At 39.2% G+C, this 12,195-nt stretch carries 10 protein-coding genes and 1 other RNA gene; 6 read left to right on the top strand and 5 right to left on the bottom strand.

Annotated elements, in window-relative coordinates; all coding sequences use genetic code 11:
- The first annotated feature begins 11 nt into the window (after positions 1–11).
- Positions 12–1,700, top strand: coding sequence for an ABC transporter ATP-binding protein (locus tag J9537_RS08980; protein WP_218255787.1), 1,689 nt, complete (start codon positions 12–14; stop codon positions 1,698–1,700).
- Complete coding sequence (locus J9537_RS08975; protein ID WP_218255785.1) at positions 1,687–2,520, top strand: energy-coupling factor transporter transmembrane component T family protein; 834 nt, start codon at positions 1,687–1,689, stop codon at positions 2,518–2,520. The genes J9537_RS08980 and J9537_RS08975 overlap by 14 nt, the downstream gene beginning before the upstream one ends.
- An 85-nt stretch (positions 2,521–2,605) precedes the next feature.
- Here J9537_RS08975 and J9537_RS08970 read toward each other — a convergent pair whose 3' ends face one another.
- Positions 2,606–2,812 (bottom strand): DUF378 domain-containing protein, encoded by a 207-nt coding sequence (locus J9537_RS08970; RefSeq protein WP_010746184.1) that lies wholly within the window; start codon positions 2,810–2,812, stop codon positions 2,606–2,608.
- Positions 2,813–3,065: 253 nt separating this feature from the next.
- On the opposite strand from J9537_RS08970, the gene J9537_RS08965 reads away from it, so the two are divergent.
- Positions 3,066–3,263, top strand: coding sequence for a hypothetical protein (locus J9537_RS08965; protein ID WP_218255784.1), 198 nt, complete (start codon positions 3,066–3,068; stop codon positions 3,261–3,263).
- 244 nt (positions 3,264–3,507) lie between these two features.
- Complete coding sequence (locus tag J9537_RS08960) at positions 3,508–4,839, top strand: ISL3 family transposase (RefSeq protein WP_218255782.1); 1,332 nt, start codon at positions 3,508–3,510, stop codon at positions 4,837–4,839.
- Positions 4,840–4,902: 63 nt separating this feature from the next.
- Here the strand turns inward: J9537_RS08960 and ssrA are convergent.
- Positions 4,903–5,269, bottom strand: a transfer-messenger RNA (tmRNA) gene (gene ssrA / locus J9537_RS08955).
- Between the two features lie 210 nt (positions 5,270–5,479).
- On the opposite strand from ssrA, the gene J9537_RS08950 reads away from it, so the two are divergent.
- Positions 5,480–6,202 carry a response regulator transcription factor gene (locus J9537_RS08950; protein WP_010746186.1) on the top strand — a complete coding sequence of 241 codons (723 nt, stop codon included), beginning with the start codon at positions 5,480–5,482 and terminating at the stop codon, positions 6,200–6,202.
- Positions 6,199–7,680 carry a sensor histidine kinase gene (locus J9537_RS08945; RefSeq protein WP_218255781.1) on the top strand — a complete coding sequence of 494 codons (1,482 nt, stop codon included), beginning with the start codon at positions 6,199–6,201 and terminating at the stop codon, positions 7,678–7,680. The genes J9537_RS08950 and J9537_RS08945 overlap by 4 nt, the downstream gene beginning before the upstream one ends.
- A 35-nt stretch (positions 7,681–7,715) precedes the next feature.
- Here the strand turns inward: J9537_RS08945 and J9537_RS08940 are convergent, their stop codons facing one another.
- The 3 genes from J9537_RS08940 to J9537_RS08930 form a co-directional block, all read right to left on the bottom strand.
- Positions 7,716–9,155 carry an NCS2 family permease gene (locus J9537_RS08940; RefSeq protein ID WP_010746188.1) on the bottom strand — a complete coding sequence of 480 codons (1,440 nt, stop codon included), beginning with the start codon at positions 9,153–9,155 and terminating at the stop codon, positions 7,716–7,718.
- A gap of 134 nt (positions 9,156–9,289) precedes the next feature.
- Positions 9,290–9,946 carry a hypothetical protein gene (locus J9537_RS08935; protein WP_218255779.1) on the bottom strand — a complete coding sequence of 219 codons (657 nt, stop codon included), beginning with the start codon at positions 9,944–9,946 and terminating at the stop codon, positions 9,290–9,292.
- Between the two features lie 125 nt (positions 9,947–10,071).
- Positions 10,072–12,183 carry an LTA synthase family protein gene (locus J9537_RS08930; protein ID WP_218255778.1) on the bottom strand — a complete coding sequence of 704 codons (2,112 nt, stop codon included), beginning with the start codon at positions 12,181–12,183 and terminating at the stop codon, positions 10,072–10,074.
- Between the last annotated feature and the right edge of the window lie 12 nt (positions 12,184–12,195).

Raw genomic sequence — 12,195 nt, 5'->3', positions numbered from 1 at the left:
GAGGAAATAAAATGATCGAGTTTCGTGATTTTACGTTTCAATATGACAGTCAAGCTGAACCTACCTTGAAAAACATCAATTTGTCAATTAAACAAGGTGAAAAGATATTAATCATGGGTCCTAGTGGTTCAGGGAAATCGACGTTGGGAAAGGGTTTGAATGGGATCATTCCCCAAAATGAGAAGGGCAGCTTTACCGGCAGCTTGAGTATCAACGGCCAACTATTCAGCGAGGCATCAATTTATGATCTTTCGCTGGATGTTGGTACGGTGCTCCAAGATACTGACAGTCAATTTGTCGGCTTGACTGTTGCCGAAGATATTGCGTTTTCTTTAGAGAATGAGATGGTCGAGCAGGAAGCCATGCGTCAAGCGGTAAAATATTGGTCGGAAAAGACCCATCTACTGGCACAGCTTGAAAAACGTCCGCAGGATCTTTCTGGTGGACAAAAGCAGCGGGTGACGATGGCAGGTGTTCTGATCGATGAGACACCAATTCTTTTATTTGATGAACCTTTAGCAAATCTTGATCCGCAAACAGGCTATGAAGCGATTCAAATGATTGATCAACTATACTTGTCACAAAAATTTACGACAATTATCATTGAACACCGTTTGGAAGAAGTATTGGCTGCGCCAATTGATCGTGTTGTTTTGATGGATGAAGGAAAGATTATTGCGGATATGACACCAACGGAATTGCTAAAAAGTGATTTGTTAGCGACATATGGTATTCGTGAGCCACTTTATATTTCCGCGTTAAAACGTGCAGGTATTTCATTAGAAGGTTTCCCTGATTTAACGCAAGTAGATCAATTAGTTTCACCGGAGATTTCTGCAGCTTTAGCGAAATCGCAAGGGAAGTTTAAAGCAGTTGAAAAATCAAAAACACCCTTATTGTCCATAAATAATCTTTCATTTAGTTTTGGAAATGAAGAAGTCATCAAAAACATGGATCTTACGCTCTATCAAGGTGAAATGGTCAGTCTAGTAGGACATAACGGTGCTGGAAAATCCACTCTTTCTAATTTGATTACCGGCTTTTATCCTCTTCAGACAGGACAACTTCTGTGGAAGGGACAAGCTATTGCAAATGAGAGCATCAAGGAACGGGCGGATAAAATTGGTTACGTATTGCAAAACAGCAACCAAATGTTGTCTAAAAATATGATTTTTGAGGAAGTGGCTTTAGGATTAGAAAATCGTGGAGTTGCGCCTGATAAAATTCAAGAGAAGGTATTTGATACCTTGAAAGTCTGCGGACTCTATGAGTTTCGTAACTGGCCAATCTCAGCGTTGAGTCACGGACAAAAGCGTCGGGTAGCGATTGCTGCCATTTTAGTACTGGAGCCAGAACTGTTGATCCTTGATGAGCCGACAGCCGGGCAAGATTATTACCATTATAATGAAATGATGACGTTCTTGCGAAAGTTGAATCGACAAGGAATAACGATTTTGATGATTACACATGACATGCACTTAATGTTAGAACATACAAAACGGACGCTTGTCTTGAAGGAAGGCCAGTTGATTGCTGACGAAACACCTGCGGATGTTCTATCTTCAGCAAAGCTTGTTGCCTCGGCGAGTTTGCGTGAGACCAGCTTGTACACGTTGGCGCAAAACAATCATCTAACGGATGCAACTGGCTTTGTGTCGGCATTTATCCAACATGAGGAGGGGCCTTATGGCAGGAAATAATCTAATTGGCTATTTGCCAAAAACGACACCGATCCATCAGCTTAGCGGATTTTCGAAATTATTATGCTTTTTGATGATTTCCGTGGTTGGAATGATTTCCTATGATACGCGATTCTTACTCGCGCTTGCAATCTTTTCAGTGATTCTATTCAAGACAGCAAAAATCAGCTATCGGGAGATTTCTTTTGTGGTGAAGTTTATCGCCTTCTTTTCAATTCTGAATCTACTGACAGTTTATCTATTTGCTCCAGAATATGGTGTAACCATTTATGGAACACGTCATGTAATTTTAGAAGGCATCGGCCGCTATACACTTACTCAAGAACAACTGTTTTACGAATTTAATTTATTGATAAAATATTTTGTCACGATCCCACCGGGGTTGATTTTTATTCTAACGACCAATCCAAGTGAACTAGCTTCAAGCATTCATCGAGTTGGCGGGTCTTATAAGATTGCGTACGCCTTTTCTTTGGCACTACGTTATATCCCAGATATTCAAGAAGACTTTCGAACAATTTCTAAAGCCCAACAAGCTCGCGGAAACGAACTTTCTAAAAAGGCTTCCTTGGTGAAACGGGTGAGGGGAAATTTAACGATCGCAATCCCATTGATTTTTTCTAGCTTGGAACGAATTGAAACGATCTCTTCGGCTATGGAGCTACGTCGTTTTGGAAAGAAAAAAAGTCGAACATGGTTGTTGGCTAAGCCTTTGAAGCGAAATGATTATTTAGCCTTAGCAATGGTCCTTTTTTTGTGCTCTGCGGGAATTATTTTGCTTTTTGTCAATGGTGGACGATTTTACAATCCTTTTCGTTAAAAAAACGAAGCCCTCTATTCAATTATGAGGGCTTCGTTTTTTTATATATTAAATGCTTTTGATTTTGTAAATCTATTTTACTTAACTATTCAGCACGATTCGCAATTCCTGGAATGAATTTCAAACAGTAAAGAGCACATATTCCGACAACGATATAAATAATTTTAGCAAGAATCGCTGTACTTCCACCAGATATCGCAGCAACTAAATCATATTCAAAAAGACCTACTAATAACCAATTAATTCCACCGACAATTAACAAAATAAGCGCGATAATATCAAGGTATTTCATCTGTAACCCCTCCTTTCTGATTGGTCTAACCGTACCATAGTTGTTTATCCGTCCCTACTTATATGCTCAAAATAGAATTATTTTTATTTTATTAGATGAAAAATAACGTTAATCAAATTAGAATAGTTCCGCATGATAAGAAAAAGCCCATTTACTTAATAAAACGAACGATTTTTAAGAAAACTACCTATCTTTATACTCAGCGCGTATAATAGAAGTATGCAAAGTTGTCCAAGGAAAGGGAGCGAGCTGAATGTTGAATCCATTTATCAATCCGGGTCTGGAAATTGCTTTAAAAGAACTTTTTCGCGACAATGTCTCAACAGAACAAGTGCATCCAGCAGTCGCGACCGATATACGGAAGGAACGTTTGATTGTATATGTATACCCAGAATCGATAGAATTCGTGTTTGTTGAGTTGGAACAAGAGGTTTTTGATCAAGGGAAGTAAAGGTGGTATTGAAAACTCGGTTCAAGTGCTGCATCTTTTAATAAATTAAAAAAAGGTCCCAATGCTTCAGTACTTAGCATTGGGGCCTTTTCTGTGGTTTTAGGATTATGGGGCTCTATAATATCTAGTGTTGGTGACACCTTCTGTTGCCAACACTTTTTCTTTTTTTCTAATAAACGCAAACAGACACCTTGAAATCCTTTAGAATAAAGTCGACGAAAACCATTCAAAGGAGTGTTTCAAGATGTCCTATTCAGAGTTTACCAAAGAGTTACTAGATATTCTAGACCTAAATCTTACCTTTCATGAGAATGCCTTTCGCAAAGAGCGAATCAAGGACGAGACCTGTTTTGTTTTTGATGGCACATTAACCTATCGACCAGAGGAATGCTTTCATTGCCGCTATGAAAATGATCAAACGATCATTAAATGGGGCTGGAAGAAAGTCTCTATCCTATTAAATGACGTCAGTAACTACAAGACGATTCTGCGGATAAATAAACAACGCTTTAAGTGTAAACACTGTGGAAAAACTTTTTTAGCCGAAGATTCGGTTAGTGATCGTCACTGCTCCATTGCCCGCAGAGTCAAACAAGCCGTTCTCGAACTATTAAGTGAGCCTCTTTCTATGTCCTTGATTGCACGCATGAAACACGTTTCTCCAACAACGGTTATTCGGATCCTTCGCAGCCTTCGGCCTAAAACCATTTCTTTGAACCAGCCACTGCCAGAAGTGTTGTGTTTTGATGAATTCAAATCAGTGAAAAATGTCTCGGGTGCTATGAGCTTTGTCATGATGGATGGCAAAACCCATCAACTGATCGATATTGTGGAAAATCGTCAACTCGATCCTTTACGCGACTATTTCTTGCGTTATCCCAGAAAGGTACGGGAACAAGTACGTCTAGTGGTTTCAGATTTCTATACACCCTATCGTACATTGGTGAAAGATTGTTTTCCGAATGCCCGAATCGTCGCCGATCGCTTTCATATCAGCCAACACATTGGTCGAGCCTTTACCAACCACCGAATTCAAGTGATGAAGTCCTTTAGAAAAGGCGACAGTCGATCAAAACATTTAAAGAAATACTGGAAACTGCTTCAGAAGAATGCGTGGGAATTGAAGGGGAGACACCGCTACTGGCGACCTTCTTTTCGGGCACATCTAACGGAAGCAGAAATCGTCGATCGCCTGTTGTCTTACGATGACTCCTTAAAGCAAGGCTACGAAGTCTATCAGCACTTTCTGTCCGCTATCAGAAGACGAGATGTTCCTGATTTCACGAAGCTTTTAAAGGAAAATTACAAAGAGTTACCAGAACACTACCAACCAGTGATTACGACCTTCAAAAAGTACCAAACAGAAATCAAACGCGCGTTGCGGGTTCCCTATTCCAACGGGCCACTGGAATGTTTGAACAACCATATCAAAGTACTAAAACGAATGGCCTATGGCTTTAGAAACTTCCAAAACTACCGAGAACGAATCTTTTTGTATCGCGGAAAGTATTTCAAGAAAACCACCCAAATGAACAAGACCAGAACGACAACACGGCTAGACAAAAGAGCTGCCTAGCCGTGTGAATGACTTGATTATTCTATTGAATTTCTTCACCAACACTCATTGACAAAGAGCCGATTATGGAGACGGCGGGAGTCGAACCCGCGTCCAAACATATCGACACTTAAAAATCTACGCTCATAGTCATACTATTTGAATTTCGCTTTGTCCTCTGCCGCATGACAGGCCGCGAACATTGCTAGTCTGATGAACTCTTTTTCAACTTGCAGACGGAAAGTTGAAACGTATCCCACTTAGAATAGGACCCTTACTCGAGCACATGGGCGATACCGAGAGGATCTACGCTAACTGTTTTTAGGCAGCTAAAGCGTAAGAGTTATTGTTTTCTTTAGCAGTTATATTTAACTGTAACGTTTTTACGTAGACGTAACCTACGAAGCGCAATTCAAGCTCAAACTATGCCTGTCGAATCCGTAACGTCCCCCTAGTAAATATTTTTATTGCAGAAAAAAGTATACCATTCCGTTATAAAAAAAGCAAAGAAGTAAATGAGAAATGAAAAAATTTGTATGAATTGCTGAAAAAATTGAAGAAAAAGCAAATTGTTGGTGAAGATACAGGTAAGGTAATGGTTGAAAAAAATGAAATAGAGTATACTAAGAATGAGAATTAGACGATATCAGGGGGTTAGACTATGAATATTTTAATGATCGAAGACAATGAATCGGTCTCCGAGATGATGCAAATGTTTTTCTTAAACGAAGGCTGGGAAGCTGAGTTTAAGTATGATGGACAAGAAGGATTAGACGCGTTTAAGGCAGACCCTGAAAAATGGGATATGATTACATTGGATTTAAACTTACCAACGATGGACGGGATGGAGGTCGGACGTGAGATTCGAAAAATCTCGAAGACCGTACCCATCATTATGTTAACAGCTAGGGACTCTGAAAGTGACCAAGTTATAGGTTTGGAAATGGGTGCAGATGATTATGTAACCAAGCCATTCTCACCGCTGACGCTGATTGCGCGAATTAAAGCGTTGCATCGTCGCAGCGAACTGACTGCTGAACCGCAAAAAGAGGGAGTATCTAGTAATGAAAGCTTTGATATTCAGACAGATCACTTCAAAATGAATTTGAAAACACGTGAAGCCTATTTAGATGGGAAAACTATCGAAGGATTAACGCCAAAAGAATTTGATTTACTGTACACGATGGCGAAGAAGCCGCGTCAAGTGTTCACTCGTGAGCAGCTGCTGGAGCTAGTTTGGGATTATCAATATTTTGGTGATGAACGGACAGTAGATGCCCATATTAAAAAACTTCGTCAAAAAATAGAAAAGGTAGGCTCACAAGTTATTCAAACGGTTTGGGGCGTAGGGTATAAATTTGATGACACTGAGGTTGGTCGATGAAATACCTTTATCAACAGTTGCTGGCTTTTGGCGGGTTGATTTTATTAATTTTACTAACATTGGGCTTGTCGTTTACCCAATTTACACGGAAGACTTTAGAGGACAATAACTATAAGGAACTGTTCGGATACGCGCAGTCGATGGAAAAAAACAATCTTTCTTTGAGTCGAGATATCCGCTTTGAAGGGATGTCTAGTAATGAAATTTTTCTTTTCGCCATCAATGTGACTGAGTCCAGTCTAAATCAACAGGACGTTTCCTTTGTCTTTATTGATAAGGACAAGAATGTTCAGTATCCTGATAAATCAGGAAAAGTGAATCAGCATCTAGTTAGCAATGAACAATGGCGAGCATTGAAAGCTGGACAGCAGCAAAAGGAAACAAGCTCAAAAAATGTGATGGGACAAAACCAAACGACTTCTTACGCCATGGTTCCATTCTTTACAGATGGTGTTTTCTTCGGTGTCTTGCTGGTTAGTCAGCCAGCGATGAATGTTGAGACGAGTGTAAATTCGATTGTCACTGATTTATTCAAGGCATTTATCATTGCTTCGATTATCGCGATTATTGTCAGTTATTTCTTTGCTACGCAACAAGTAAAGCGAATTAATCGTATGCGTTCAGCAACTAAAGAAGTTGCCATGGGGAATTTCGATGTTATTGTGCCGAATCGAAACCGTGATGAATTTGATGATTTGGCAGAGGATTTCAATAAAATGACCATATCATTGAAGGAATCTCAGGATGAAATTGAAAGACAGGAAGAGCGGCGAAAGCAATTTATGGCGGATGCTTCTCACGAGATGCGTACACCCTTAACCACAATTAATGGCTTGCTTGAGGGAATGCAGTATAATGCGATCCCGGAAAACCAAAAGGAAAAAGCGATCAAGCTTATGCAAAATGAAACCTCACGTTTAATTCGATTGGTAAATGAAAATTTAGATTACGAAAAGATCCGAACGAACCAAATCAGTATCCTGTTGCAAACGTTCAATGCTACAGAGGCCGTTTCTACGTTAGTCTCACAATTGCAAGGGAAAGCTGAGGCTTCAAAGGACCAATTGATACTGCAGACGGAAGAACCGATTAATGTGTACGCTGACTATGATCGATTCGTACAGGTCATGGTGAACCTAATTCAAAATGCGATTCAATTTACTAATGATGGTACAATTACAGTAGCAATCAATAAATTAGAGCAGGCTACTGAGATAAAAATTTCCGATACGGGAATCGGTATGTCAGAAGAGCAAGTTAAGAATATTTGGGATCGGTATTATAAAGCTGATCCGTCAAGAAAGAATACGAAGTACGGAGAATCAGGATTAGGACTATCGATTGTTCAAGAATTAGTGCGGCTGCACAACGGAACAATTGAAGTGAAGAGTGAGTTAGAGAAGGGGACGACATTTACTGTTGTGTTTCCAGATAAGCCTGAAAAGGATGAATCTACAGAAGAACAAAAAGAAGCGTAAAACCATTTTTCGGTTTTACGCTTCTTTTTCTACTATTATAAAACAGCTAGAATAATAAAGTTTAGAATAAATAAAAGATCTACAATCCAAAGAATAGGTGAAATTTCTTTTGTTTTTCCTTTGATTACTTTAACGATGGTATAGAAGATGAATCCGGCAGCAATCCCGTAAGAAATACTGTAGCAAAGCCCCATGAATACACTTGCGAAAAATGCAGGGACAGCTTCTTCTAGATCCAACCAGTTAATATCAGCGAAAGACGCTAACATCATTACACCGACCAAAATTAAAGCAGGCGCAGTTGCCTGAGCAGGTACAATAGCGATTAACGGGGAAAACAAGCTGCTTAGAGCAAATAGGGCAGCAACAACAACAGAAGTTAAACCTGTACGTCCGCCAGCACCGATCCCAGCTGCGGATTCGACATAAGTGGTTGTATTTGATGTACCAAAGATAGCACCAATTGAAGTTGCGATGGCATCCGCGAATAAAGCCTTATCCATTTTCGTTTTAAATCCTCGAGAACCATCATCTAATGCTTGTTCATCTTCTTTAGAGAAAATACCTGTTCGGCGACCAGTGCCAATAAAGGTTCCGATCGTATCAAACGTATCAGATAAGCTAAATGCTAAAATTGTCATTAATACCTGAGGCAATTTAGAGGAATCTGAAAACAGAGAACCCATTCCAGCTGGACCAAAGGCTGCACCAAATGTTGTTCCCAATTCTTGAATCGAACTTCCCAATGAATTTGCGTGCCAATCAATCGAGCCTAATTGAACAACGCCCATAGGGATACCTAATAAAGTAGTGATCACGATACCAATCAAAATGGCTCCGCGAACATTTTTAACGACTAAAATGGTAGTAAGTACCAAACCGATAACAGCCAATAAAATTGGCGCATTGTTAAAGTTTGCCAATGCTGGGACGATTCCGCTGTTAATGGTTACGTTGGTTGCTTTGCCACCTTCAACAACACTACTAGTAATCGCAGAAGAATCCGCACTAAAAGAAAGCAAGCCGGCATTTTTAATTCCTACATAAGCGACAAAGATTCCGATCCCACCGCCGATTGCATGCTGCATACTTTCTGGAATAGCGTGAATAATCAATTTACGGATTTTAGTAACAGTAATCAAGATGTTGATGATCCCGCAAATAAATACCATTGCTAAGGCCTGTTGCCAAGAATATCCTAATCCGAATACCACAGTGTAAGTGAAGAATGCATTCAGTCCCATACCTGGAGCTTGTGCATAAGGGACATTTGCGAACAATCCCATAACTAAAGTTCCGATAACAGACGCGATGATGGTTGCTAAGAACACAGCCTGAAAGGGCATCCCCGAAGCTGATAGAATGGTTGGGTTAACGAATAAAATATAACTCATGGCAAAGAATGTAGTAACCCCAGCCATTACTTCAGTAGAAATATTGGTACCTTGTTCCTTTAATTTAAAGAATTTCTCCATTATAATTAAACGCTCCTTAAAAATAAGTTCATTATATCGGCAAAAACCGAATACTTGTTAAGTATAATGAAGGAACGATCGACTTTCAAGAATTAGTTTAACAAAAGAACGAACAAAAAGAAGAACGTTCGTATTTAGCGAACATTCTTCTTTTTAGAGGCGAAGTTAATCAGGCGAAAACAGATAATTAACAAACATAAGCAGAAAAAGATATAGGCAACGGCTTTGATTAAAGAAACAAAAAACAAGTCAAGCAGGGTTGTTGAAGAAAGTTCAAAGGAAATCGAAGAACGAACGGAGTAGGCGATTCCACTAGTTCCATTACTCAGAACAAAATTTGGGAGTTCCTTAAATTGATTCAATCCTTGATGATAAAAGGATTGAAGGATCGCTTCATAGGCAGGTTCAAAAAGTGTGTACAATAGAATTAAGCAAATAGAGGCAATCATTAATCCTATAAAAAATTCTAGGCCTGTAGAATAAATTAATTGTTTCATTGAGATCGCCGCTTTTCTTTGGCGTTGAATTCTAAACACAAAGAAGACCACCAGCAAAATAAACAGTCCGATCGCACAAACTAGTAATCGTTCGGAAAAATAGTGCTGCAATTGTAGAATTTCCTTTGTTGTAAATAATTGAATTTGCTTGGAGGAATCCAATTGATTCAACACAAGTTTTAACATACTCAAACTGGTCAAGGCAAATAGAGCAATCAAGCAGATTACCCATGAAATCGAGAATTGGATGCGATGCCGTTTAATTGTTGTAAGTGTTGTTGAAATAAGTTCCATGAATTTCCACCCCTTACTATTAAGTATAGAATCCTAATTTGAAAGAAATATGAATTCTATCGGAAGAAATAAATGTAGAAAAAAAGGCCAATCTTCACGGAATAAATGAAGATTGGCCTTTCAACTTATTGTTGGTTTTGCTCTTGGTATTGCTTATATGTTTCAGTTTTGTATAGCTCTTGAGTGGATTTCTTCCCATTCTGATCGTACAGACTGGTTGATTTATCCCCCAATTTATTTTCGATTTTTTCCATCTTATTCAGACCATCTTTATAGTCGTATTGAGAAGCATCGATCGGCTTCAAACCACTTGCTGAATAGAAGCGTAATAAGTCTCCGTTATTAATATTATCTGACGTGCTTAATTGAGTGGAGACTGCTTCTTTCCATTTATCTGCTTGCTGCTGCAAGCTTTCGCTTGGTTCTGTAATTGCCATACCATTGCTGTTACTATACAAGCTTCCGCTATAATACGTATATTCTGGAGTAACGTAATCTCCATCACGGAAGGCCACGATTTGGTCATGATCTTCGGATAACAGATCTTGTCCTAGTTGAATATATTTGCTTGTATCTATACCTAAAAGATGTAATAGGGTAGGGAGAGCATCAACTTCACCACCATACGTATGATTGATTCCGCCTTTATCTTGTCCGGGAATATGAACCATGTAAGGAACCCTTTGCATTTGCGCGTTATCAAAGTTTGACCATGTTTCTTTTGATTTACCAAGTAATGGTGCTAGGTCAGAGTTTCTTGAATTTGAGATCCCATAATGGTCACCGTACATGACGATGATCGAATTGTCATACAAACCAGAAGCTTTTAGATAGTTGAAGAACTCTTCAACTGCTTTATCTAAATAGTTTGCTGTGGCAAAATACCCATTGATTGTTTCATCGCTCGTATTCGCCATTGGAAACCCTGCTTCATCGTTTTTGAACTCACTGTAAGGGTAATGGTTCGATACAGCGATAAACTTAGAATAAAAAGGCTGTTGCAGACGTTCCAAATACTTCACCGATTGTTGGAAGAATGGTTTATCATGCAGACCGTATTGGAATGAATTTTCATCGTTTACATCATAATAAGAAGAATCAAAGAAATAGTCATACCCAAGGTTCTTATAGGTTTCTGAACGGTTCCAGAAGCTTCCTGAATTCCCATGGAAGGAAGCACTTGTATAGCCTTCAGTTTGTTTCAAGATATCTGGCGCAGCTTGGAATGTGTTCTTACCGCCTAATTGTGAGAACAATGAACCTTGATTCAAACCGAACAATGAGTTTTCCATCAGTGTTTCAGCATCGGATGTTTTTCCAGCTTTTACTTGATGGAAGAAATTATCAAAACTAAAAGTACTATTGCTATGGAAAATGCTATTCAAGAAAGGCGTGACTTCATGTTCTTGTCCATTTTCATCCTTTAGTTTGTAGTCGATCACAAATTGTTGCAAACTTTCTAAATGAATCGTGATTACGTTACGTCCCTTAGCAATTCCGTAGTAGTCACTGTTTGGGGCAGCGTAATGATCCTTCACATAAGATTCAACTTCTTTTAAGTCATTAGGACTCGCTTCTGCACGAACTTGGTTTGTTTTATAGGTTTGGATGCCATCATATACAGTGAAGGCATTGACACCTAGGTACTTAATTAAGTAGTCACGAGAGAAGGTACGAGTCAACAATTCTGGACGATCTGCTTCTGCTAAGAACAGATTCCCTGAGAAAATCATGATTGAAAGAGCCGTCATTGCAAAGGCCATACGGGCACGAACGGGACGATCCTCACGCTTAATCCCTTTTCTCCATAAAAGAATCGGTAAAATGACAATATCAATTAGATATAACACGTCATAGGGACGGAAAAGTCGAACAGCACTTTCCCCTAAGCCACTGGCAACTTTTCCAGCACCCAAGAAGGTATTGACTGTAATGAAGTCAGTAAATTCACGATAATACACAACATTGGCAAAAAGTAAGAAACTTGCCAGTGCATAGATGACCATCATCGTGATGTAGGAGGCCTTCGACCGACGCACATATAAAGCGATCGACAATAAGAACATCGTCGACGCGATTGGATTGATAAACAGGATGAAGTATTGAGTCATACTTTCGATCCCTAAATTAAATTCAAATAGGTATGCAAAAACACTTTTCGCCCATAATAAGAATGTCAGTAACGCATAAAAGCCGAGACGTTTATTCAAAAATGCAGGAGCTTTTAGTTTTTTCAATAGTAACTTCCT

This window comes from Enterococcus raffinosus, from assembly GCF_019175485.1.
GTDB classification, from domain to species: Bacteria; Bacillota; Bacilli; order Lactobacillales; family Enterococcaceae; genus Enterococcus_A; species Enterococcus_A raffinosus.
The sequence above is the reverse complement of the archived record's forward strand: the minus strand, read 5'-3'. Positions and strand labels throughout refer to the sequence as shown.